Below are 22,705 nucleotides of genomic sequence, written 5' to 3' on the forward strand. Positions count from 1 at the left end.
WRAATGCATCAAAACTAGCACGACATTTTTTACATAAATATTTTTGTTTTCCTTCGGAATTATGACCATTTTTAACACAATGAAAAGATTTGCAATTAGGACATGTAATGCCTTTATCTCTAAATTTTTGATCAATTTCATTTAAACGTTTTTGTTTTTTAATTAAGTCTGCTTGTTGTTTTATTTTTTCATAAAATTCTAAAAATTGATCATCTGTTAAGCTATTTATTAATTCTGTAATTATTTTTTTCATTAATTATTTACCTCCATATATTAAAAATATACCTAATTTTAGGTATATTTTATAAATATCAAGAGTTTTCGACAAAATTAAAGRTATATTTTATAAATATYAAGAGTTTTCGACAAAATTAAAGAAATTTTGCAAAAAAAAGAAATTACAACTGATGATAAAATAATATTTCGAACAATTTTTGATGTCTTGAGCACCTTATTTACTGATGAAAATCAGCTTTCAACTTTAACAAGTGGCTATAATATTAATCATTATCAACAAGTTTGATTTTCTAATATTGTTTCTCTCACCCAAAAAGCATTAGCAATTAAAGGGATATGCAAATTATATGTCCGATGACTGAAATTATATTTATTATTTTAATGACACAAATGATCAGACAAAACAACAAAAATTAGGCGAAAAACAATTAGAACGTCAAACCCAATTAATTACTTTTGCAAAATTAAATGAAAAAGAATTAGGTATTGGTTATCATTTTGTTGGTGTTTTTACATTTATTGGCTTTCTTGATAAAGATTACAAAACAATGATTTATCAAAAAACTAAAAATAGTTATCAACTTAATAAATAATTTAAAAAACCATACTAAGAAAGTATGGTTTTTTAAAATTGATAGTTATTATTTTTATTTGCTTTTGCTTCTAATCGTTGTTTTCTAATTAATTCTCGGGTCATTTTTTTAACTCGGGCATAATCAAACGGATTTCGTTTTCCTGCTCCAGCTTTAATATGTTTGCCAAAAATATTAATTTTTCAAACTCAATTTCTTTGTTTAAATCGCATAATAGCTCCCTTCATGTTAAACATAAAGCCCTACTCATTTATGGTACACAATAATTACCAATTTTTCAATTCATTCACAAGAAAATTAAAAAATGGGTCAAATACTTTATTAAGGATTCGGTACGATTATTATTTTTAAAAATAATTAAGTTAAAACTTCATATCCAGTCGGAGTAATTAAAATTGTATCTTCAAAATGGGCACTACATAAATGTAACGCTGACACTGGTGTTCAATTATCATCTAACATTTTAATTGCTTTAGTCCCAATTTGAACCATTGGTTCAATACAAATTGTCATTCCAGCTTGTAAGCGCATTCCTACCCCCGCTGTTCCAACATTAGGAATCATTGGTTCTTCATGTAATTCACGCCCAATTCCATGACCAGTAAATTCAGTTGGTAAGAAAAAACCTTCTCCTTCAACATATGTTTGAATTGTTTCACCAATATCACCAATTCGTACTCCTGGTTTTAAAATTGCGGTTGCTTTTGCTAGTGCTGTTTCAGTGACAGTTAATAACTTCACATGTTCTCTTGTGCGCAGTTTTCCAACAATTACAGTAAAAGCGCCATCACTATTATAACCTTCATATGAACAACCCGCATCAACAGAAACAAGGTCACCTTCCACAAATGGCGTATGATTTGGAATTCCATGCACTAAAACTTCATTTAAAGAAACACAAATAGTCGCGGAAAAACCATATAAACCTTTAAAATTTGGTTGGCAATTATTTGCTCGAATAATTTCTTCTGCGCGTTGATTAAGCATAACGCCTGTTACTCCTGGTTTAATCATCGCTTTTAATTCTTGAAGAATTTGTTTTAATGTTAAACAAGCTTTCCGCATATATTCAATTTCTTGGTCTGTTTTAATTGTAATCATCGTTAAATTCCTTTCAGATTTTATTTTATCATAAAAAGAAAAAAACTAACAACACAACAGTTAGTTTTTTGGTTAGACTAATTCAATAATCACCATCGGAGCATTATCTCCTTTACGATTATCTAATTTTAAAATGCGTGTATAACCACCATTACGAGTTTTATATTTTTTGGCAATGCCATTAAATAATTTTTGTAATGCGGTTTCCTTTTCATTTGCATCAATATCACGTAAAAAACTAGCAGCACGACGACGAGCATGTAAATCTTGTCGTTTTCCTAGTGTCACTAATTTATCAACATGACGGCGTAATTCTTTGGCGCGTGTTTCTGTTACTTCCAACCGTTCATTAATAATTAATTCGGTTGCTAAATTACGCATTAAGCCATTTCTTCATGCAGTATTTTTCCCTCTTTTTTGTTGGTATGACATCCTTTTTCACCTCTCTTAATCACGTCGAAAGTGTAAACCTAATTGGGCCACTTTGTCTTTAATTTCTGTTAATGATTTTTTCCCTAAGTTTCTAATTTCTTGAATTTCATCTTCTGATTTTGAAACTAAATCACGTAAAGTATCAATTTTTGCTCTTTTTAAGCAATTTTGTGAACGTTGCGTAAACTCTATTTCATCAATGCTACGATCTAATTCATCTTCTTCCGCTTCTGCTTCAGATGAAATAATTTGGGTTGCTTTAATTGCTTCATTCAAGTTAACAAAGAATTCTAAATGCTCAGTAATAACTTTTGCTGCCATTGCAACAGCGTTAACTGGCGTAATTGAACTATCAGTTTGAATTTCTAATTCTAATTTTTCTAAGTCAGCATTTTTCCCCACCTTTGTTGGTTCAACATTATAAGCCACACGCTGAATTGGACAATAATTTGAATCAATTACAATTAAATCAGCATATTTTTTTTCTTTTTTATTATCTGTAAATGATTTATACCCACGTGAATTACGAGCATGTAGCTCCAAGTCTAATTCTCCACCTTTAGCAATTGTTGCTAATAATAAATCACCATTGATAACTTCTACTCCAGTTGGGACAACTAAATCTCTTGCATAAATTTCTCCTTCTTTTGAAGAAACTACTTTTAAAATTACTGATTCTCCATCTGGAATAATATCTTGATTAATTTTTAATACTAAATTTTTAATATTTAAAATTATTTTTGTAACATGTTCAACAACACCGGGAATAGCAGTAAATTCATGCGAGGCACCTTTAATTCGAACAGCAAAAACAGCGGCTCCTGGTGTTGCTGATAGTAATGTTCGACGTATCGCATTTCCTAATGTAACACCAAATCCTCGTTCTAACGGTTCAACTAAAAATTTTCCGTAATTATTGGCTTTATCTTCTGCTTGTAATTTAAATTCTGGTCTAATAAATTGTTTCATCGCCTAATCTTTCTCCTATCCTCTTGGTCTTTTTGGTGGACGTGCCCCATTGTGAGGAATTGGCGTTACATCTTTAATTGAAGTGATTTCTAATCCAATTGCTTGAATGCTCCGTACCGCAGCATCACGCCCTGGGCCTGGCCCTTTTACTTCAACTTGAACACTACTCATTCCGTGTTCTTGGCTTGCTTTTCCAGCTGCTTCAGCAACCATTTGGGCAGCATAAGGAGTTGACTTCTTACTTCCTTTAAAACCCATTGCTCCTGCTGATGCTCATGAAATGACATTACCCGCTTCATCAGAAAGGGTAACAATTGTATTATTGAAAGTTGAATGAATATGTGCAATTCCTTTTAGGACATTTTTTTTAACTTTTTTCTTATTCGTTTTTTTTCTAACAGCCATAATTGTTCTCCTTATCTACTATTTTTTCTTATTAGCAACTGTTTTACGTGGTCCTTTAACTGTTCGTGCATTTTGCTTTGACGACTGTCCGCGTGCTGGCAAACTTTTACGATGACGCATTCCACGATAACTACCAATTTCCATTAAACGTTTAATATTCAAGGCAACTTCACGTCGTAAGTCTCCTTCGGTTTTTAATTTGGCAATTTCATTTCTAATTGTTGTTAATTCATCTTCTGATAAATCTTTCACACGAATATCTTCTGATATTTTTGCTTCTTTTAAAATTTGTTGTGATTGTGGTTTTCCAATTCCATAAATATATGTTAACGCAATTACTACGCGCTTATCATTTGGAATATCTACTCCGCCAATACGTGCCATATTCTTTTCCTCCCTTTTTAACCTTGTCGTTGTTTATGTTTTGGCTGTGAACAAATTATCATCACACGCCCTTTTCTTCTAATTACACGACATTTGTCGCAGATTTTTTTAACTGATGATCTTACTTTCATCGTGTATTCTCCTTTACCAAAATTTTTGTTATTTTGTTTATTTATGTCTAAAAACAATACGCCCACGTTCTAAGTCATAAGGTGACATTTCAACAACTACTGTATCGCCGGGTAAAATGCGAATGTAATTCATCCGGATTTTACCCGAAACGTGAGCTAAAATAGTTGCACCATTTTCTAATTGCACCTTAAACATTGTATTTGGTAATACTTCTAAAATTGTTCCTTGTACTTCTAATAAATCAGTTTTGGCCATTTTATCTATTACCTCCAATCTCCGTTATTTTAAAACTGCCATAATTTGATCTCAGACAGCATTTCCTTCCATATCAGCATCAATAACGGTTAATACTTGCTGATTTAAATAATATTCAATTAACGGTGCAGTATCAGCATGATATGCCGCTAATCTAATTTTAATTTTTTCTTCATTATCATCTTTACGTTGTACTAATGGGGTTTGATCATCATCACAAACTCATGCCACTTTTGGGGGCACTGCTGTTTTATGATATGTTCGTCCACAAGTTGGACAAGTTAAACGTCCCGTAATTCGTTCGATTAACTTTGCTTCATCAATTTCAAAATATAATGTATGATCAACCCTGCTATTTAGTTTTTGCAATAATTGATCTAATTTTTTTGCTTGCGCAATTGTGCGCGGAAAACCATCTCAAATTAAATCACCAGTTACTGTTTGTAAATGATTTTCAACCATTTGAATCATAATATCATCAGGAACTAATTTTCCCTGGTCAGCATACTGTTGGCACAAAATACTTAATGGTGTGTTTTGCTTAGTATTATCACGAATAATATTACCGGTTGAAATATGCGTAAAACCAAACTTTTTAACTAAATGGTCTGATTGGGTTCCTTTTCCACTACCAGGAGCTCCTAACAAAATAAAATTTCGCATTAACTTTCCTCTGGCTTTCTATCATAAATATGAATCTTTAGTATCATCCGTTAATTGTTGCGACTTTTTATCAATAAACGCTTGTTGCGTAATTCGTCCTTTAACTTGACGCATTGTTTCTAATGCGACTGATACCATAATAATTAATCCTGTTCCTCCAATTGCTAATGCACTTGGTAAAGCTGTTAATTTACTAATCACATAAGGTAAAATTGCAATTGCCGCCAAAAAGACTGACCCTAAAATACTTAAACGGTTAATTGTTCCCTTAATGTATTTTTCAGTTTCTTTCCCAGGGCGAATACCAGGAATAAAGGTTCCGGCCTTTTGAAAATTCTCAGCAATTTTTTCAGGATTCATTTGCACTTGTGAATATAAGAAAGTAAATAAAATTGTTAAAATCGCATAAATAATAATTCCTGGTCATGTACTAAACGATAAATAATTATTGGTAAATTGCACAAAACCATTATTTGGATTACTTACACTAATAATCTGTGCAACAGTAATTGGGGCTGAAATTAATGCCGAGGCAAAAATTACGGGAATAACTCCAGCGGAATTAATTTTTAATGGTAAGAAGGGGCGGGTTTCTTCATTTCCAGATATCAAACCACTTCCAGTTTGCTGAATTGGCAATTTCCGTTCTGATTCATTTAACATTACAACAAATAAAACCACTAATAAGAACATTACAACATACACTAAGAATTTTAAAATTCCATCAAATAATAAGTTAATGTCTTCTTGTCCTGAAATTCAGAATTTAAAAGTTGTTTGTAAATTATTTGGTAATTGCGCAACAATTCCAGCAAAAATAATTAATGAGACCCCATTACCAATCCCTCTAATTGTCATTTGATCTGCTAATCAAAGCATTAACATTGTTCCTGCAATTAAGGCGGTTGGAACTAATGTATAATAAAAGATCGGACTTCCTGTTCCAAAATCAGATGAATCTCATTTTGGAGAAATAATGCCTTGGTTTGCCATAGTAAAAATTGTGGCAATTCCTTGCATAATTGCAAATGGAATTGTTAATCACTTTGTTAAGCGATCTAATTTTTTCCGCCCACGTTTTCCACTTTTTGCTCAGCGTGATAAAGGCGGAATTACATCAGTTGATAATAACTGTACAATAATCGAAGCAGTAATATATGGTGATACTCCTAAAGCTAAAATTGAAAACTTTCCAAGCGTTCCTCCTCCTAACATTGAAATCAAACTAAAGAACTGATCATTGTTTGATAAATCTTGAAAGTCAGGTGAAATTTTTACGCCTGGGACTGTTAAATAACTACCTAAACGAATTAAAACTAAAATTAATAAAGTAAAACAAATTCGTTTAATCAAATCTTTATTTTTAACAAAAAAGTTTGATGATTTAACAATGTCAACCTCGCGATTATGGCGAGTCATTTTTCTTTTTTTCGCTTTAGTTTTCACTATATTACCTCCAGTTTTCACTATATTACCTCCACTTTTCCTCCAGCTTTTTCAATTGCTGTTTTTGCAGTTTGCGAAACTTTGTTAACTTTAACATTAACACTCTTAGATATTGTACCATTACCTAAGATTTTAATTAATTCTTTTTCATTTTTTAGCACTTTTTTGGCAACTAATGTTTGATGGTTAATTTCATTCAATCCTAATTTTTCCAAATCATTTAAGTTTAATAAGACATATTTTTTGGTTGTTAAATTAGTAAAACCAACCTTTGGTAAACGACGGAAGATAGGAGTTTGTCCCCCTTCAAATCCAGGGCGAACACCACCACCGGTGCGGGCATTTTGCCCTTTATGTCCTTTACCAGCTGTTTTTCCTAATCCTGATGAAGTTCCTCGTCCTAGTCGTTTCTTACTATGACGGGCTCCATCAGTATACTGTAATTCGTTTAATTTCATTGTTCTGCCCTCTTATCCTTGTAACTCTTCTACGGTTTTACCACGTAATTTTGCAATTTGATCAATTGTTCGTAAATTACTTAAACCATCTAATGTTGCACGAATCATATTAATTGGGGTATTTGATCTTAATGATTTTGTATAAACATCTGCTAAACCTGCTAATTCAATCACAGCTCGGGCTGGTCCTCCAGCAATAATTCCTGTCCCTTTGCGAGCTGGTTTAATTAATACTTTTCCTGCTCCAAAATGACCAATAACTTCATGTGGAACAGTTGTTCCCACTAGTGGCACTTTTACTAATTGTTTTTTTGCCTCTTTAATTGCTTTTTTGATTGCATCAGGAACTTCGTTTGCTTTTCCAGTCCCAAAACCAACGCGACCTTTTTTATCACCAATCACAACAACTGCCGCAAAGCGGAAATGGCGTCCTCCTTTTGTTACTTTAGTAACCCGACGAATTGTTACGACTTTTTCTTCAAACATATTTTCATCACCACGACGATCATTATTACGTTCAAAACGTTGATTGCCTTGCCGAAAATTATGTTGTGGTCCTTCTTTTTTTGCTGCTGGTTGAGCTGAGTTTCCTGTATTTGGTTTTAAATCTGTTTTATTCTCTGCCATATCTTCTTATTGCTCCTTTTAAAATTTCAGTCCTGCTTTACGAGCAGCCTCTGCAAATGCTTTTACTTTGCCATGGTATAAATATCCACCGCGATCAAATACTACCGTTGTAACTTTTTTATCAAGTGCTTTTTTTGCAATTTCATTGCCAACTTTTTCTGCCGCTGCAATATTGCTTGTTGATTTTAAACCAGCCATTTTTAATGTTGAGGCTGCAACAATTGTTTTTTGCTTCACATCATCAATTAATTGAGCATAAAAATGCCCATTTGATTTAAACACATTTAAACGAGGAACAGCTGTTGTACCATTAATTTTGGCACGAACACGAAAATGTCTTCTTTTTCGTTTTGCACTACGACTTTGACTTTGTAAATTTGCCATTGTTGATATTCCTTTCTTCTGCTATTTACCAGCAGATTTTCCTTCTTTACGGATAATGTGTTCGTTTTTGTATTTAACTCCTTTACCTTTGTAAGGTTCTGGCTTACGATAATTTCTGATGTTTGCAGCTACTTCCCCAACTAATTGTTTTGAAATTCCTTCTACAATAATTTGTGTTGGTTTTGGAAGTGTAATTGTAATTCCTTGCGGAATTTTATATTCAATTGGATGAGAATATCCTAAACTTAACGTTAACTTATCACCAGCTAACGCCGCACGATACCCTACTCCATTAATTTCTAATTCTTTTTTGAAACCTTTGCTGACACCTTCTAACATTCCTTGAATTAAAGAATTAATTGTGCCATGTAATTGCTTACTATGTTTCACATCATTTGCTCTAGTTGTTGTCACAACACCTTCTTTGACGGCAACAGTAATAACACTTGGAATTGCTTGTTCTAATTGTCTTTTTGCGCTTTTTACAATAACATTATTTGGTTGAATTGTTACTTCAACACCAACTGGAATTTTTAACTCTCTATTACCAATTCGAGACATTGTTTTGCTCTCCTTTAAATATTTCTATCACACATAAGCAATAACTTCGCCACCTAAGTGAGCTTGTTTTGCTGCTTTGTCTGTCATAATTCCTTGATTTGTTGAAATAATTGCAATTCCCATCCCATTTAAAACTTGAGGTACTTCTTCAACGGTTACATAAACTCTTAAACCTGGTTTTGAGATTCGTTTTAATCCTGAAATAACTTTTGTTTTACCTTTATACTTTAAAGTTAACGTTAAGTCTTTTTTAATATCTCCTGATACTTTAAAGTCTTCGACATAGCCTTCTTCTTTCAAAATCTCAGCAATTCTTACTTTCATTTTACTTGACGGCATTTTTACACTTTTGTGTAAACGTTGATTAGCATTGCGAATTCTTGTTAACATATCAGCGATTGTATCAATCATCATAATTAATTAGTCTCTCTTTCTATCATGAAGCTTTTCTAACCCCAGGAATTTGTCCTTTACTTGCTAAATTTCTAAAGCATAAACGACATAAATCAAATTTACGTAACACAGCATGAGGTCGTCCACAGTTTCCACATCGAGTATAACCTCTTACATTGAATTTTGGATGGCATTGTTGTTTAACTTTTAATGATTTTTTGGCCATATCTTCTTTCCTCCTATTTTTTAAATGGCATTCCCATTTTGCTTAATAATGCTCGAGCATCATCATCATTTGTTGCACTTGTGACAATTGTAATATCCATTCCCCGTACTCTTTTAACTTTATCATAGTCAATTTCAGGGAAAATAATTTGTTCTTTAATTCCTAAGGTATAATTTCCACGCCCATCAAAGGCATCTTTATTAAGCCCACGGAAATCTCTTACTCGTGGTAAAGCAATGTTGATTAGTTTATCTAAAAACTGATACATTTTTTTCCCACGTAAAGTAACTTTTGTTCCAATTGGCATTCCTTCACGTAATTTAAAGGAAGCAATTGAACCTTTAGCTTTGGTAACAACTGGTCGTAACCCAGTTATTAATGCTAATTCATTTGTAATATCTTCAATTACTTTACTATTTTGTGTTGCATCCCCAGCTCCCATGTTAACAACAATTTTTTTAACAACAGGAACTTGCATTATTGATTGAAAACCTTGCTCTTTGAATAATTCTTTAACAATTGTATTCTTATATTTTTTTTCTAAATTAACATTCATTATTAATCATTATTCCTTTCTACGCTAAATGCGCTTTTGATTTACGAGCAATGCGATCTTTTTTACCATTATCAGCAATTTGATAACTAATTTTAGTAACTTCTTTTTTATTTTTTGGATCAATTAATGCAACATTTGAAATATGAACTGAAGCGGGAACTTGTTGAATTCTTCCTTCAGTGTTATCTTGTGAAGGTTTCACATGTTTAATATTTGTAATTCCTTCAATTACCACACGACTTTTTTCACGTAAGACACGAATGATTGGACCTTCTGTTCCTTTATGTTTTCCGGCTATAACTTTCACTAAGTCACCTTTTTTAAATTTAACTTTATTCATAATAGTCTCCTATAATACTTCTGGTGCTAATGATGCAATTTTTACAAAATCAGCATCTTTAACTTCCCGGGCGATTGGCCCAAAAATCCGTGTTCCACGTGGGTTTTTATCATCTTTAATTAATACTACAGCATTTTCTGAAAATTGAATTTGTGTTCCATCACTTCGTTTTAAACCACGTTTAGTACGCACGATAACCGCTTTAACAACTTGTCCTTTTTTGACAATTCCACCCGGGGTTGCTTTTTTAATTGTACATACAACGATATCCCCAATATTAGTAAACTTTCGTCATGAACCACCCAAATTTTTAATTACTAACACTTCTTTTGCCCCAGAGTTATCAGCAACTTTTAATCTTGATTCTTGTTGGATCATTTTTTTATTATCCTCTTCTTACTAACCAATTGCTTTTTCAATAACTTGAATTAGACGAAAGTGTTTAGTTTTTGATAAAGGACGCGTTTCCATAATGCTTACTTTATCTCCAATGTGGGCTTGATTTTGTTCATCATGTGCTAAATATTTTTTTGAATACTTTACACGTTTTTTATATAAGGGGTTATTTTTATATGTTTCAACTAAAACAGTAATTGTTTTTTCAGCTTTATCTGAAATAACACGTCCTTGTAAGACTTTACGACTATTTCTTTTCATTATTTTTTCCCTGTCCCTTTCTTAGTTGTTTTGTCATCGGCTTTTTTGTTGTTTTACTAGAGGTTAAGATTTTATCACGATTTTCTTTTCAATTTGTACCATAAGTATATTCTTTTGCGTTAGGGTCTTTTGTTTTTAATTCTAAATCAATTTTAACTCCTGAACCACACCCTTTTGCAGTGCCACCCATCGCAACAGAACTTTTAATTGCTGCTAATTTTTCTTTTGCATTAAGTTCAGTTGTTTTTTTAGTTGTCTTAGTTGGCTCTGCTTTTTTTGCTCCTTTTGGTACTTCAATGTGTGCTTTAGCCGAAGTAACTGATTTAACAGTTACTGTTGTTTTGTCGCTTGGTGTTATTTTACTTTTTGCTGCTGGTTTCTTTGCCGCAGCTTTTTCTTTAATTAAAGTTTTTAATGTTGCATCTTTATAAGTTTTAGTTTCTTGTACAACATCTTTTTTAGCCACTGAGGCTTTTTTTACAGCTGATATAGCTGCTTTTCCAGTTGTCGGTTTTTCTTCCCCAACAACTTTTTTCTTAGGAGATTCTTTCCCACCGGCTGGTTTCTTTGTCGCAACTGGTGTTTTTTGTTCATCAAGAACATTTGCTTCTCCTGTTGTTGAAACAACAGCTTCTTCTGTTAAGTCCATTGCGTCATTTAATGGTAAATCCATTAAACTTGGCATTTCTCCTTCAGCAGCTTGTTGCTCAGCCATCATTTGCTCAATTTTTGCCTTGCGTTGTTTTGCAAATGCTTGTGATTCTTTTTCAATTTTCGCATATGTTTCATTTAAATTAACTTTAACATTAATTGCGGTGTTTTCCCCAGCATTTTTACGAGCAGATAAGATTGTTAAAATGCAAGCAATTTGCTTTTTTAATTCCCCAATGCGATGTGGTTTTTCTAAATTCCCCATTGCTGATTGGAATCGTAACGCAAATAATTCAGCACGTGATTCTTCTTCCAGTTTTTTCAATTCTTCAACTGATTTTTTGGTTAAATCATTCATCTCTTACTCTTTTCCTTTTTTAACAATCTTACATCTTACTGGTAATTTATGCATTGCTAATCGTAATGCTTCACGGGCAGTTTCTTCAGAAACATCTGCCACTTCAAACATGACCGTTCCTATTTTAACAACTGCTACTCATTCTTCAGGTGAACCTTTTCCTGAACCCATTCGAACTTCTAATGGTTTTTTTGTTTTTGCCATATGAGGAAAAATTCTAATTCAAACTTTTCCTCAACGTTTCATATAACGTGTCATTGCAATCCGCGCTGCTTCAATTTGGCGGTTTGTAATTCACGCTCCATCTAGTGATTTTAATCCAAATTCTCCAAAATCTACTTTCGTATTTCCTTTTGCTTTTCCTTCATATTTAATACGATGCGGACGACGATATTTTGTTCTTTTTGGTAATAACATTATTTTGCCTCCTTAGCAGCAGGGTGTGATTTTGGTCCTTGATCACGACGATTATTGTTTGAACGATTAAAGTCGCGTTTTTCAAACTTTGGTTTTTCATCACTTGTAGAAACTAATTCTTTGCTTAGGATTTCTCCCTTACAAATTCAAACTTTAACTCCAATTTGGCCATAGGTTGTTAAAGCTTCGGCTAAAGCATAATCAATATCACTACGTAAAGTTGCTAATGGTACGGTTCCTTCGGTATATCCTTCTGTTCGTGCCATATCTACACCACCTAAACGTCCTGAAACGGAAGTTTTAATTCCTTGTGCTCCAGCTTTCATTGCTTTTTTAATTGCTAATTTTTGAACACTTCTAAATGAAGCACGATTAACAATCTGTTCAGCAATGGTATTCGCCACTAATTGTGCATCAGTGTCTGGGTTTTTAATTTCAACAACATTAATTTTTACTTCTATTTTACGATCGCCGATTGTAACATGTACTAATTTTACTAATTTTGCGATGTTTTTTCCTTCTTGTCCTAAGACAACACCAACACGAGCAGTTCTAATAAAGATAACAATCTCTTTTTTTGTTCGTTCAATTTCAATTTTAGAAACACTTGCTCCTTTTAATTCTTTCATTAGAGCTTTTCTAATCTTGATATCTTGATGCAATCATTTGACATATTCTTGCTTTTCAGCGTATCATCTTGAATCTCACGTTTTAATAACTCCAACGCGTAATCCTGTTGGACTAACTTTTTGACCCATCTCTTGTTATCTTCCTTTCTTATTGTTGTCTATCACTAACAGTAACTGTGATGTGACTTGTTCTCTTCAATATTTCATATGCTCGCCCATGTGCACGCGGACGGAAACGTTTTAATGTTGGTCCTTCGTTAACGAAGATTTCTTTAATAAATAAGCAATCAGCATCCAATCCATTATTATTAACGGCATTTGCTACCGCTGATTTAACTAATTTTTGAACTGGAACTGATGATTTTTTGTTTGTGTTGTTAAGAATAACTATTGCGTCTCCCACTTTTTTATTCCGAATTAAATCGGTAACTAATCTTACTTTTCGTGGCGATATTCTAATACTTCTTAAGTTTGCTCTTACATCCATTTATTAATACTCACTTTCTGAATTTAATTATTTTTTCTTCTTCTTATCATCGCCATGTCCACCAAATTTTCTTGTTGGTGAGAATTCTCCCAATTTATGACCAACCATATCTTCGGTAACATAAACTGGAATATGTTCTTTTCCATTGTGGACAGCAAAAGTATGACCAATAAATTCTGGGAAGATAACGCTTCTTCTTGATCAAGTTTTAACAACTTCTTTTTTATTCGCAGTATTCAATGCTTCAACTTTTTTTTGTAAATGTTTATCAACAAATGGCCTTTTTTTCAGACTTCGTGACATTGTTTTACCTCCTATATATAATCTCTCTAATTTTGATTTTTACTTTCAACTATTATTTGTCGGATTGACCCTAATTAGCAAGATTATTTAGTACGTCTTCTAACGATTAATTTAGTTGAAGCTTTTTTCTTGTTACGAGTTTTCACTCCTAATGCTTTTTTACCTCATGGTGTCATTGGTGCTTTTCGACCAACTGGAGCTTTACCTTCCCCCCCACCATGGGGGTGATCATTTGGGTTCATAACTGACCCACGAACAGTTGGACGAATTCCACGTCAGCGGTTTCGTCCTGCTTTTCCTCAATTTACTAGGGCGTAGTCTTCGTTTCCAACTTCACCAACTGTTGCTCGACATTCTCCTAAAACTTTACGAACTTCACCTGATGTTAATCGAATTGTGACATATTTACCATCTTCATCTTTCCCTAATAATTGCACTGATGAACCAGCTGAACGAGCTAATTGTCCACCTTTGCCTGGACGTAATTCTAAATTATGTAGAACAGTCCCTTCTGGAATGTTTTTTATTTTCATGCAGTTTCCAACTTTAATATCTGTTTTCTCACCACTAACAATTTGTATTCCAACTTTGATGGTTTTTGGTGCTAAAATATATCTTTTTTCACCATCAACATAATTAACTAAACAAATAAAGGCATTACGATTTGGATCATATTCAATTGTTGCAATTTTTCCAATAATATTATCTTTATTACGTTTAAAGTCAATAATACGATATTTAACTTTATGGCCGCCACCTTTATGTCTTGTTGTAATAACTCCTTGGTTATTACGACCAGCATGTTTTTTCCGAGTTTCAATTAATGATTTTTCCGGGCGATCAGTTGTCAACACGGAATAATCTAATGACGTCATATTACGACGACTCGGTGTGACTGGTTTAAAACTCTTAATTGGCATTTTTATTTATCCTCCTATTTCGCCAATAAACAGTCCCAGATAGTGTATCCTGGAATTATTTATCTTCTCCTAATAAATCTAATTTCTCACCTGGTTTTAATTTAATAATTGCACGTTTTGTGTATGTTGTCTCTCCAACAAATTTTCCCATTTTCTTTTCTTTTGGGTCATAATTAATAACATTAACTTTTTCAACCTTTACTTCAAAGATTTTTTCAAAAGCTTTTTTAATTTGAACTTTATTTGCTGTACGCGCAACTTCAAAAGTATAAACCCCATTCGCCATATTACGATATGTTTTTTCTGATAAAATTGGTTTTTTTATGACATTTGTAATATGCATTATGCGTACACCTCCTCAATTGCTTTAATTGCTTGTTCTGTTACTAATAATTTGTTTGCATTTAATAAATCATATATATTAATCCCAGCTGATGTAATTATATTTACCTTTTCAATATTACGTGATGATTTAAAATTAACTTCATCACCTTCTGTAGTAATAATTAATAGTTTTTCACCATTAACTTTTAAATTATTTAAAACTTCAACCATTGCTTTTGTTGAAGGTTTGTCAATTCCAAATTGATCAATTATCATAATATTTTTATCTTGAACTTTCAACGATAATGCAGATTTAATTGCTAATTTTCTAACTTTTTTATTAACATGTTTTAAATAATTTTTCTCTGGAGTTGGGCCAAAAACAATCCCTCCTCCTTTTCATTGTGGTGCTCTAATTGAACCTTGGCGAGCACGACCAGTTCCTTTTTGTCTTCAAGGTTTTCTTCCCCCACCAGATACTTCAGTTCTTGTCTTAGTTTTGTGTGTGCCTTGACGCATTGCGGCTTGTTGCGCAATAACAGCATCAAACATTGCTTGCTGATGTGGCTCAATTCCTCAAATGGCATCATTTACACTAATTTCTTTAACGTTTGTTCCCTTCACATCAAGTACTTGTAATTTCATTTTAAAATTCCTTTCTACAAAACTATTCTGTCTTTGATGCTGGTGCATCAGTGACTGCTGTTGGCGTTGTATCAACTGCTGCATCAACAACTCCTTCAACTGGTTTTTCTTCTTTTACTGTGGGCTCTGGTGTTTTTGTTTCAACAATTCTTTTAACTAATTCTGTTGGTGTATTTGGTTTTAAACCTTTAATTGCTTCTTTAATAACTACAAACTGTTTTTTGGGACCTGGAATTGAACCTTTTACCAATAAAGCATTTTTTTCAGTATCAATTGCAATAACTTCTAAATTTTGAATTGTTACTTTTTCGGTTCCCATATGTCCAGGCATTTTTTTAGATTTTAAAATTCGATTTGGGGCAATAGTTCCCATCGACCCAACACCACGGTGATAACCTGAACCATGTCCCATTGGTCCCCGTGAATAGTTATGTCTTTTAATTGAACCGGTAAATCCTTTCCCTTTTGAAGTTCCTGTAACATCAACGAATTCCCCAGCAGTAAAGATATCAGCTTTAATAATATCGCCAGGATTATAACCATCCATATTTCTGATTTCTTTAACGAAGCGCTTAGGTGTTGTATTCGCTTTTTTGAATTGTCCTTGGTCTGGTTTTGAAACCAAACTAATTCTTTTATCTTCGACAGCTAATTGAAGCGCTTGATAACCATTTTGTTCTTTTGTCAATACTCGTAAAACAACATTAGGTTGTACTTCAACTACTGTAACTGGTATTAATCTACCATCGGTAGCAAAAATTTGTGTCATACCAATTTTGCGTCCTAAGATTCCTTTCATTTCTTTCCTCCTTGAAAATACGTCATGTATATCTTGTCTATAAATTAAATTTAAGAATGGTTATTTATTTCATTTCAATTTCCACACCACTTGGTAACTGCACTCTTTTTAAAGTGTCAATTACCTTTGGACCATCAGGATTAATAATATCAATAATTCTTTTATGTGTTCTCATTTCAAATTGTTCTCTTGAATCTTTGTATTTATGAGTTGCTCTTAAAATAGTAATGATATTACGATCAGTTGGTAAAGGGATTGGTCCCTTTACCTCTACTCCTGCTGCTTGAGCTGCTTCAATGATTTTTTTAATTGATTGATCAACCACACGGTGATCAAAACCTTTTAATTTAATTCTCATTTTAGTTTGAGCCATTACTTTTCCTCCTAATTTATTCATATTTTTTGTGTAAACATTGACAACCCCTATCAGTGTATCAGTTATAGACCACAAAAGATGTTTCCACAAAATATAAATGCTTATTCATTTTATTGGATAATAGGCAATAATGCAAGTCTTTTTTAAGAAAAAAAATAAAATATTTTATCTTTTTTACTTCTTTGTTTCATCTAATTTATAATTAATATTATAATAAAATTGGAATAATTACATGTTGAAAAGTAAGGAGAAAAATGGCAAAAGAAATAGAAAATAAAACTATTAGACTTCTTGCATAACCTAGTTATTTTAAAATTCCTATAATTTCTATTTTAAATATATTTTATAGGAATTTTAAAATAACTAGGTTATGCAAGAATTCTATTCTATGAAAAAAAACAAAGGACAATGGTTATGATTTGCGTTATCAAAAAATTCAAGAACATAAAGCACAGGTGTTTAAAATTCAACTTGAAACTTTAGCACGTAAAACATCACGAAGCCATGAAATTTACCGCAAAACAAACAAAAAACCACAGTTAGATAAAAAGAAAATCATTGATAAAAATAATCCAATGTATAAAATTTTATTAAATGCTCAAAAAAAGAATAAGCAATTAAAAAACCAAGCTTATAGAACAAAGGATCCTAATTATATTGATGTTAATAATATGACTGTCGCTGACCGAATTAAAGTTATTAAATTAGCTAAAAAAATAGTCCTTATTATCGGCAATTATTATATTATTAGAAAAAAATACAAATGCTTTATCAGAATTAGCGCGAAAACAAAAAATTGCAATGATGGAGCAAACCCGCCAAAATAAAAAAAGAACTAAAACTAAAAAAAATATAATCTGGTTGTTCTTTTTAATTAAAAATTACTTATGATAACTTTCATTATTAATAATCTTAAAACTACGATATATTTGTTCTAATAATACTAATCGGCATAATTGATGTGGTAAAGTTATTGCTCCAAAGCTTAATTGAAAATTAACCTTTGACAATAATTCATTATTATTAAAGCCATGACTGCCTCCAATAATAAACAATAACTTTGCTTTTTTAAAATCTTTAACTTCCTTAATATATGCAGCAATTTGTTCACTTGTTAAAATTTGACCTTGTGATGCTAATAATACTTTATAATATTCTGAATAATCTAATAGTTTTTTTATTACTAATGCTGTTTGTTCATTAATTGTTACTTGTTCATTCTTATTATTAACTTCTTTTAATTCAATAATTTCTAATTTTGCATAATGCTTAATTCTTTCAAAAAAAGTTTCATAGCCCATTATTAGATACTTTTTATCTAATGAACCAATTGCCAGAATTTTAATATCCATTATTTATATTGGTCAGTAATTGAATCAACATTAATTGTTCATTTTAGAGCTGGGAAAGTATAATTTGTTTCTGGTGTTGGGAATTGACCACGTTTACCAACTTCCTTATCTTCTTCATCGGTTAAAATTCCTTTATCATCATTTTTTTTAACAAAACCTAATGCAATTTTAATATTTTGATCAATCTTAGCAGCATCTGGAATCGCATTAAAATTATAGTGATGATAATCATCATCTTTTAAACTCTCAAAGTCATAAAAACCATAACTTAGGAAAAATCATTGATGACCATAAGTTGGACTATCTTTTGTACTATTTGGATTTTCGTAAACAAGATAATTTGCATAACCTACTAATTTATCAATTGTTGATGTAAAAGTAAAACGATTATGTTCTCCTTGAAACTCAAAGCGAATTGTCACATTAGAAATAACAATTGCAAGATAACGTGCTGATTGATATCCACGATTTTGATCAATTTGATCATAACCTTGATTATAGCCATTTTTTGGATCATTTAATCATTCAAGAATCGATGCTATAGGTGATAATACTTTTAATGATGAAGGTGTATAAGGAGTTTTTTTGCCATCTGGTCAAGTTTGTTCTTTAACTCATTCTTTATTCTTTGTTTTTTCTGCATTTCCAGTCATTGTCACCAAATTATCATTTATTTTATTTAAAATTGTTTTATTTTCATTTGCAAGGAAAGCAACTTGACTATAGTATGAGTCATAACTAGTTGAATAATTGTTAAAAAATTCTTCTCATAATACTTTTTGATTAATTTTTTTACTATTATCAAAAGGATCTTGCGCATCAGTTTTTGCAGTTTTAATTAGTTCATCTTTTTGCCCTTTTAAGCCAGCTGCAATTTGCTCATCAGTTCACTTTGCTCCTTTACCAGTTGTTACACTATTATCTTTTGTTAAATTTATACCATGTAAAATAGGATTAATTGCATTATTAATTAAACCCAATTGCCCCCCTTGTAAACTGTATTCATAAGGAGCACCATTTTCATCTTTTCCTGATTGGGTTACATCATCAATTCCATTTGTTGATTTACCAGTTGCTGTTGGAGCATGACTAAATTTTTGATTTCCATTATACATAAAAGTAGGAATAGGATTTCCTTGTGGTGCACCACTACAAGCAACAGCTGATGCTGATGATGCTGTAACCAAAGTTGTTGCTGCAAAAATTGATAATAACTTACGCATTATAGTCCTCTTTTCTTAAACACTAATTTATTTTTCACTAATTAATATAGTATCCTAAATTTTTGTATTTTGCAAACCATAATCAGCAAATGAACCGTGTTTTTTTACAAACAATAATTCAACACTCCCAGTTGGACCATTTCGATGCTTTGATAAAATTAATTGTGCTTTTTCTGTTTCTAACATTGGTCTTTCCATATTATTTGAATCGTGAGAAGTATAATATTCTTCTCGAAATAAAAACATAATAATATCCGCATCTTGTTCAATTGCTCCTGAATCACGTAAATCAGACATAATTGGCCTTTTGTCTTCTCGTTTTTCAACTGATCGTGATAATTGGGATAAACAAATAATCGGAACCTCTAATTCACGTGCTAATGCTTTAAGTTGCCGCGAAATTGTTGAAACTTCCTGTTGACGTGAATCACCAAAATGAGTTCCAGTGCTAAGTAATTGTAAATAATCAATAACAACTAAACCAACTTCGTTTTCACGACATAATTTTCTTAACTTTGACTGTAATTCAATAACTTTCAAACCTGGTGTATCATCAATAAATAATTTTGTTTGTTTTAAAAAATCTGCCGCCTTGGTAATATTTTCTCAATCACGTGTTTGTAACCCTTTACCAGTTCGGACTTTAACAGAATCAACTGTTGAATAACTTCCTAGCATTCTTTGAATTAATTGTTCCGCTGGCATTTCAACTGAAAAAATAGCAACTGCTTTTTTTGATTGAGCAGCTGATTTAACAGCAAAATTTAAAACTAATGCTGTCTTTCCCATTGAAGGACGTGCCGCCAAAATAATAAAATCCCCTTTTTGAAAACCTGATGTCATACGATCTAAATCACGAAAACCACTTGGACTTCCTGTTAACATTTCACCAGAATTTTCTAACAATTCGATTTTTTGAAGTACTTTATCAACTTCATCATATGAAGTTTTAAATAAATTCCCTTTTCGCTCTTTTTTAACATCTAAGATTTCTTTTTCTGCATGACTAACAACTTCATCAATTGGCTGATGAGCATCAATCTGACGATTAATACTATCAACAACAGCCTTTAATCGACGTGAGGTTGTATTTTTAATAATAATATCTAAATATTCAGATAAATTAGCATCTGTTGTATATGATTGAAATAAATCAGTTAAAAATTCAATGCCACCAATTTTATTTAAAATATTATTTTTTAACATATAATTGCTTAATGTTGTAATATTAATAGCAACCTTTGCTGAAAATTGTTCTTGTAAAGTTTTGAAAATTACTTTGTAATTCATTACAGTAAAATCTTCTTCTGTTAAAATTGAAAAAACTTCTTCAGCTGCTGTAATGGAGTGTGCAATTATTGCTAAAACATTTTTTTCCGCATCATTAATAACATTAAGTTTATTTAATTCTGTTTTATTGATTTTTTCCATTAATTAACTCTCCTTTTTTTCTACCATCATTTTTAATGTTGCAATTATATTTGGAGCTAATTTAATTTTTAGGTAATGTAACCCAAAACTTGTTAAATTATTATTATCAATAAATTTCTTTTTATCAACTTTTAAATTAAATTCTTTTGCTAATCGATCTTCAATTTGTGTTAAAGAAACAGAACCAAATGTTTTATTATCATGAACTTTTAATTTAAAATTCAATGTTAATTCTTCTAATGTTGCTTTTAATTCTTCTAAAGAAGCTTTTGTTGCTGCTTCTTGTGCTGCTTGCTGTGATAAAACAACATTTAATTTAGCCAAATTAGCAGAAGTTGTTGGAATTGCAAAACCTTCTTTAATTAAATAATTTTTTGCATAACCATCAGCAATATCAATTACATCATTAACTTTTCCTTTTCCTTTAACATCTTTAATTAAAATAACTTTCATCATAATCACCTACTACAAATTATAACAGAAAACTTCTTAAAATAATTTTAATAAATAAAAAACGAATTATTTTCTTCGCTTTTTAACCAATATCTAATAAATATAACGATAACACCGCTTTTTTAAAAACTTTATCCAAACGTTTTTCAGCTTCGCTATCTTCTTGATATGTTAAAGAATTCCGATATTTTGTATGTTGTAAAAAACTAAAAATATCATATTCTAACTTAGGATTAAAATCTTTAATTTCAGCTCGTTTTTCTTCTAACAGTGGTAATAACTTATTTAAAGCAATTAACTTAGCACTAATATTACCATTATTTGCAAAATACTCAGTAAAAATTATTTCTTTATTAATTTTGTTATCATCATTATCAATATTTTTTAAAGTTTTATTTGACATTAATCTTGGTTTTCTTCTTATCTTGCTATTACTACCAGTACTATTGTCTTTAACACCAAAACGTTTTACTTTTAATCCGTTATTAATTGCATCAACAATTTCAATACCAAATCAATCTAATAATTCATAAATTTTTGTTGGATAACTATTAAAAGCAACTGATTTATAATTATTCAAACCACTAATTGTTGGTCCATCCGTTTCCATTGATAAATTAGTAATATTTAATGTATATTCACAAAATTTTAATAATTCTGAATCTTCAATAAAAAAATTATCAATTTGGTTATAAATTAAATCATAATTTTTTCCTTCGTTTTTCTTATTTATTTTTTTCCCTAAATTCAAATCTAAATCATTTGTTAAATCAATACTATAACTTTCTTTAATAATTCCTAATTCATGTAATTCATTATTTGCATCTAAATTAATATCAAAAAATAAAATTGCTTTATCAACATTCATTCCAAATAATTTAGTTGATGAATTATCTAATGATGACTTAATAAATTGATCATTAATCATAACTACTCAATCTGTAAGGATTTCTTTAAAATTCGTTAAAAAATATGCATATCTTTCGTTTTCATTTTTATCAAAAATTGACATACTTCACCCCTGTTTATATTCTGTTTTGCATTAAATATATTATACCAAAAAAAGCCATTATATTAAACCCTCCCTCACAAAAATTCAGGATAATAGTAACAAGCAACCATTAAATTCAATTAAAAAAGCATATTAATAATTTAATATGCTTTTTTAATTAATTGTTTAAATCTATTTTGAAATGGTGGACCCGAACGGGATCGAACCGTCGACCCCCTGCGTGCAAGGCAGGTGCTCTCCCAGCTGAGCTACGGGCCCAAAATTCTTATAAAAAAATGGTCGGGCTAAATGGACTTGAACCATCGACCTCACCCTTATCAGGGGTGCGCTCTAACCAGCTGAGCTATAGCCCGAAAACCTAAATCATTATAACATTAAGTTTATTTAAAAAACAACCATAAATCTTTAATTTTGTCGAAAACTCTTGATGAAATAAAAAAAATCATCAATATGACAATTTGAAAACTAATTTTGTGTAAGATTATGATTTTGCTTTAAATTTWATA

General features: G+C 31.3%; 39 protein-coding genes and 2 tRNA genes. 3 read left to right on the forward strand and 38 right to left on the reverse strand.

The genetic code is table 4. The annotated features are described in order from the left end of the window. Window positions 1–253: IS1/IS1595 family N-terminal zinc-binding domain-containing protein (locus EHV01_RS00135; RefSeq protein WP_422065671.1), on the reverse strand; the 253-nt coding region annotated here is incomplete at its 3' end. Window positions 254–382: 129 nt separating this feature from the next. Here EHV01_RS00135 and EHV01_RS00140 point away from each other — a divergent pair. After that, entirely contained in the window at window positions 383–619 is a 237-nt protein-coding gene (locus EHV01_RS00140) for a hypothetical protein (RefSeq protein ID WP_422065672.1), read from the forward strand. Beyond that, complete coding sequence (locus EHV01_RS00145; RefSeq protein WP_422065673.1) at window positions 585–830, forward strand: hypothetical protein; 246 nt, start codon at window positions 585–587, stop codon at window positions 828–830. The genes EHV01_RS00140 and EHV01_RS00145 overlap by 35 nt, the downstream gene beginning before the upstream one ends. A gap of 32 nt (window positions 831–862) precedes the next feature. Here the strand turns inward: EHV01_RS00145 and EHV01_RS00150 are convergent, their stop codons facing one another. The 30 genes from EHV01_RS00150 to rpsJ form a co-directional block, all read right to left on the reverse strand. Next, complete coding sequence (locus EHV01_RS00150; protein ID WP_422065674.1) at window positions 863–1,042, reverse strand: hypothetical protein; 180 nt, start codon at window positions 1,040–1,042, stop codon at window positions 863–865. 145 nt (window positions 1,043–1,187) lie between these two features. Continuing rightward, the gene (gene map / locus EHV01_RS00155) at window positions 1,188–1,931 is read right to left on the reverse strand and encodes a type I methionyl aminopeptidase (protein WP_422065675.1); all 744 of its coding nucleotides are present in this window, start codon (window positions 1,929–1,931) and stop codon (window positions 1,188–1,190) included. A 72-nt stretch (window positions 1,932–2,003) separates the two neighbouring features. Next, window positions 2,004–2,363 (reverse strand): 50S ribosomal protein L17, encoded by a 360-nt coding sequence (rplQ, locus tag EHV01_RS00160; RefSeq protein WP_105298344.1) that lies wholly within the window; start codon window positions 2,361–2,363, stop codon window positions 2,004–2,006. A 15-nt stretch (window positions 2,364–2,378) separates the two neighbouring features. Then, window positions 2,379–3,332 carry a DNA-directed RNA polymerase subunit alpha gene (locus EHV01_RS00165; protein WP_422065676.1) on the reverse strand — a complete coding sequence of 318 codons (954 nt, stop codon included), beginning with the start codon at window positions 3,330–3,332 and terminating at the stop codon, window positions 2,379–2,381. A 15-nt stretch (window positions 3,333–3,347) separates the two neighbouring features. Next, the gene (gene rpsK / locus EHV01_RS00170) at window positions 3,348–3,737 is read right to left on the reverse strand and encodes a 30S ribosomal protein S11 (protein WP_004028449.1); all 390 of its coding nucleotides are present in this window, start codon (window positions 3,735–3,737) and stop codon (window positions 3,348–3,350) included. A gap of 18 nt (window positions 3,738–3,755) precedes the next feature. Beyond that, on the reverse strand, window positions 3,756–4,121 hold the full coding sequence (gene rpsM, locus EHV01_RS00175; RefSeq protein ID WP_004028448.1) for a 30S ribosomal protein S13: 366 nt from the start codon (window positions 4,119–4,121) through the stop codon (window positions 3,756–3,758). 17 nt (window positions 4,122–4,138) lie between these two features. Then, window positions 4,139–4,252 (reverse strand): 50S ribosomal protein L36, encoded by a 114-nt coding sequence (rpmJ, locus tag EHV01_RS00180; protein WP_004028447.1) that lies wholly within the window; start codon window positions 4,250–4,252, stop codon window positions 4,139–4,141. A 37-nt stretch (window positions 4,253–4,289) separates the two neighbouring features. Then, the gene (gene infA / locus EHV01_RS00185; RefSeq protein WP_004028446.1) at window positions 4,290–4,508 is read right to left on the reverse strand and encodes a translation initiation factor IF-1; all 219 of its coding nucleotides are present in this window, start codon (window positions 4,506–4,508) and stop codon (window positions 4,290–4,292) included. Window positions 4,509–4,532: 24 nt separating this feature from the next. Beyond that, window positions 4,533–5,171 carry an adenylate kinase gene (locus EHV01_RS00190; protein WP_422065677.1) on the reverse strand — a complete coding sequence of 213 codons (639 nt, stop codon included), beginning with the start codon at window positions 5,169–5,171 and terminating at the stop codon, window positions 4,533–4,535. 18 nt (window positions 5,172–5,189) lie between these two features. Beyond that, complete coding sequence (gene secY, locus EHV01_RS00195; RefSeq protein ID WP_422065697.1) at window positions 5,190–6,590, reverse strand: preprotein translocase subunit SecY; 1,401 nt, start codon at window positions 6,588–6,590, stop codon at window positions 5,190–5,192. 47 nt (window positions 6,591–6,637) lie between these two features. Next, window positions 6,638–7,075 carry a 50S ribosomal protein L15 gene (rplO, locus tag EHV01_RS00200; RefSeq protein WP_422065678.1) on the reverse strand — a complete coding sequence of 146 codons (438 nt, stop codon included), beginning with the start codon at window positions 7,073–7,075 and terminating at the stop codon, window positions 6,638–6,640. 12 nt (window positions 7,076–7,087) lie between these two features. Next, window positions 7,088–7,702, reverse strand: a complete 615-nt coding sequence (gene rpsE, locus EHV01_RS00205) for a 30S ribosomal protein S5 (protein WP_422065679.1) — start codon at window positions 7,700–7,702, stop codon at window positions 7,088–7,090. 18 nt (window positions 7,703–7,720) lie between these two features. Next, entirely contained in the window at window positions 7,721–8,086 is a 366-nt protein-coding gene (gene rplR, locus EHV01_RS00210) for a 50S ribosomal protein L18 (protein WP_422065680.1), read from the reverse strand. Window positions 8,087–8,107: 21 nt separating this feature from the next. After that, on the reverse strand, window positions 8,108–8,647 hold the full coding sequence (gene rplF, locus EHV01_RS00215) for a 50S ribosomal protein L6 (RefSeq protein WP_422065681.1): 540 nt from the start codon (window positions 8,645–8,647) through the stop codon (window positions 8,108–8,110). A 24-nt stretch (window positions 8,648–8,671) separates the two neighbouring features. After that, entirely contained in the window at window positions 8,672–9,061 is a 390-nt protein-coding gene (gene rpsH / locus EHV01_RS00220) for a 30S ribosomal protein S8 (protein ID WP_114564644.1), read from the reverse strand. A 19-nt stretch (window positions 9,062–9,080) separates the two neighbouring features. After that, the gene (locus EHV01_RS00225; protein WP_422065682.1) at window positions 9,081–9,266 is read right to left on the reverse strand and encodes a type Z 30S ribosomal protein S14; all 186 of its coding nucleotides are present in this window, start codon (window positions 9,264–9,266) and stop codon (window positions 9,081–9,083) included. A gap of 13 nt (window positions 9,267–9,279) precedes the next feature. Beyond that, window positions 9,280–9,822 carry a 50S ribosomal protein L5 gene (rplE, locus tag EHV01_RS00230; RefSeq protein WP_422065683.1) on the reverse strand — a complete coding sequence of 181 codons (543 nt, stop codon included), beginning with the start codon at window positions 9,820–9,822 and terminating at the stop codon, window positions 9,280–9,282. 19 nt (window positions 9,823–9,841) lie between these two features. After that, window positions 9,842–10,162 (reverse strand): 50S ribosomal protein L24, encoded by a 321-nt coding sequence (gene rplX / locus EHV01_RS00235; protein ID WP_422065684.1) that lies wholly within the window; start codon window positions 10,160–10,162, stop codon window positions 9,842–9,844. A 9-nt stretch (window positions 10,163–10,171) separates the two neighbouring features. Next, window positions 10,172–10,540 (reverse strand): 50S ribosomal protein L14, encoded by a 369-nt coding sequence (gene rplN, locus EHV01_RS00240; protein WP_400248320.1) that lies wholly within the window; start codon window positions 10,538–10,540, stop codon window positions 10,172–10,174. A 21-nt stretch (window positions 10,541–10,561) separates the two neighbouring features. Further along, entirely contained in the window at window positions 10,562–10,822 is a 261-nt protein-coding gene (gene rpsQ / locus EHV01_RS00245; RefSeq protein WP_400248345.1) for a 30S ribosomal protein S17, read from the reverse strand. After that, window positions 10,806–11,828 (reverse strand): 50S ribosomal protein L29, encoded by a 1,023-nt coding sequence (gene rpmC / locus EHV01_RS00250; protein WP_422065685.1) that lies wholly within the window; start codon window positions 11,826–11,828, stop codon window positions 10,806–10,808. Before rpmC ends, rpsQ begins: the two co-directional genes overlap by 17 nt. A 3-nt stretch (window positions 11,829–11,831) precedes the next feature. Next, window positions 11,832–12,245 carry a 50S ribosomal protein L16 gene (gene rplP / locus EHV01_RS00255; protein WP_422065686.1) on the reverse strand — a complete coding sequence of 138 codons (414 nt, stop codon included), beginning with the start codon at window positions 12,243–12,245 and terminating at the stop codon, window positions 11,832–11,834. Then, window positions 12,245–13,003, reverse strand: coding sequence for a 30S ribosomal protein S3 (gene rpsC / locus EHV01_RS00260; protein ID WP_338992013.1), 759 nt, complete (start codon window positions 13,001–13,003; stop codon window positions 12,245–12,247). Before rpsC ends, rplP begins: the two co-directional genes overlap by 1 nt. Before the next feature lie 19 nt (window positions 13,004–13,022). Beyond that, window positions 13,023–13,361 carry a 50S ribosomal protein L22 gene (gene rplV, locus EHV01_RS00265; RefSeq protein ID WP_422065687.1) on the reverse strand — a complete coding sequence of 113 codons (339 nt, stop codon included), beginning with the start codon at window positions 13,359–13,361 and terminating at the stop codon, window positions 13,023–13,025. A 27-nt stretch (window positions 13,362–13,388) separates the two neighbouring features. After that, window positions 13,389–13,664 (reverse strand): 30S ribosomal protein S19, encoded by a 276-nt coding sequence (rpsS, locus tag EHV01_RS00270; protein WP_400248328.1) that lies wholly within the window; start codon window positions 13,662–13,664, stop codon window positions 13,389–13,391. An 83-nt stretch (window positions 13,665–13,747) separates the two neighbouring features. Next, window positions 13,748–14,584: a 50S ribosomal protein L2 gene (rplB, locus tag EHV01_RS00275; protein WP_422065688.1), complete on the reverse strand. Its 837-nt coding sequence runs from the start codon at window positions 14,582–14,584 to the stop codon at window positions 13,748–13,750. 55 nt (window positions 14,585–14,639) lie between these two features. Further along, the gene (gene rplW, locus EHV01_RS00280; RefSeq protein ID WP_114564653.1) at window positions 14,640–14,927 is read right to left on the reverse strand and encodes a 50S ribosomal protein L23; all 288 of its coding nucleotides are present in this window, start codon (window positions 14,925–14,927) and stop codon (window positions 14,640–14,642) included. Continuing rightward, window positions 14,927–15,553 carry a 50S ribosomal protein L4 gene (gene rplD / locus EHV01_RS00285; RefSeq protein WP_422065689.1) on the reverse strand — a complete coding sequence of 209 codons (627 nt, stop codon included), beginning with the start codon at window positions 15,551–15,553 and terminating at the stop codon, window positions 14,927–14,929. Before rplD ends, rplW begins: the two co-directional genes overlap by 1 nt. Before the next feature lie 22 nt (window positions 15,554–15,575). Continuing rightward, complete coding sequence (gene rplC / locus EHV01_RS00290; RefSeq protein WP_422065690.1) at window positions 15,576–16,352, reverse strand: 50S ribosomal protein L3; 777 nt, start codon at window positions 16,350–16,352, stop codon at window positions 15,576–15,578. Between the two features lie 64 nt (window positions 16,353–16,416). Beyond that, window positions 16,417–16,725, reverse strand: a complete 309-nt coding sequence (gene rpsJ, locus EHV01_RS00295) for a 30S ribosomal protein S10 (protein WP_338991997.1) — start codon at window positions 16,723–16,725, stop codon at window positions 16,417–16,419. Window positions 16,726–17,147: 422 nt separating this feature from the next. Here rpsJ and EHV01_RS00300 point away from each other — a divergent pair, with 422 nt between their 5' ends. Continuing rightward, window positions 17,148–17,555, forward strand: coding sequence for a hypothetical protein (locus EHV01_RS00300; RefSeq protein WP_422065691.1), 408 nt, complete (start codon window positions 17,148–17,150; stop codon window positions 17,553–17,555). A gap of 54 nt (window positions 17,556–17,609) precedes the next feature. On the opposite strand, the gene EHV01_RS00305 is transcribed toward EHV01_RS00300, so the two are convergent. The 7 genes from EHV01_RS00305 to EHV01_RS00335 form a co-directional block, all read right to left on the reverse strand. Then, on the reverse strand, window positions 17,610–18,080 hold the full coding sequence (locus EHV01_RS00305; RefSeq protein WP_422065692.1) for a 23S rRNA (pseudouridine(1915)-N(3))-methyltransferase RlmH: 471 nt from the start codon (window positions 18,078–18,080) through the stop codon (window positions 17,610–17,612). Further along, window positions 18,080–19,303 (reverse strand): lipoprotein, encoded by a 1,224-nt coding sequence (locus EHV01_RS00310; protein ID WP_422065693.1) that lies wholly within the window; start codon window positions 19,301–19,303, stop codon window positions 18,080–18,082. The genes EHV01_RS00305 and EHV01_RS00310 overlap by 1 nt, the downstream gene beginning before the upstream one ends. Window positions 19,304–19,357: 54 nt before the next feature. Next, the gene (gene dnaB, locus EHV01_RS00315) at window positions 19,358–20,734 is read right to left on the reverse strand and encodes a replicative DNA helicase (RefSeq protein ID WP_422065694.1); all 1,377 of its coding nucleotides are present in this window, start codon (window positions 20,732–20,734) and stop codon (window positions 19,358–19,360) included. A gap of 3 nt (window positions 20,735–20,737) precedes the next feature. Next, window positions 20,738–21,187, reverse strand: a complete 450-nt coding sequence (gene rplI, locus EHV01_RS00320) for a 50S ribosomal protein L9 (protein WP_422065695.1) — start codon at window positions 21,185–21,187, stop codon at window positions 20,738–20,740. An 82-nt stretch (window positions 21,188–21,269) separates the two neighbouring features. Beyond that, complete coding sequence (locus tag EHV01_RS00325) at window positions 21,270–22,199, reverse strand: hypothetical protein (protein WP_422065696.1); 930 nt, start codon at window positions 22,197–22,199, stop codon at window positions 21,270–21,272. Between the two features lie 182 nt (window positions 22,200–22,381). After that, a tRNA-Ala gene (locus EHV01_RS00330) sits at window positions 22,382–22,457 on the reverse strand. Window positions 22,458–22,475: 18 nt separating this feature from the next. Then, window positions 22,476–22,552: transfer RNA gene (locus EHV01_RS00335), tRNA-Ile, on the reverse strand. Window positions 22,553–22,705: the final 153 nt, after the last annotated feature.

Origin of the sequence: Spiroplasma sp. hy2 (genome assembly GCF_044714365.1) — a bacterium.
In the GTDB taxonomy this organism is placed as follows: domain Bacteria; phylum Bacillota_I; class Bacilli_A; order Mycoplasmatales; family Mycoplasmataceae; genus Spiroplasma; species Spiroplasma phoeniceum.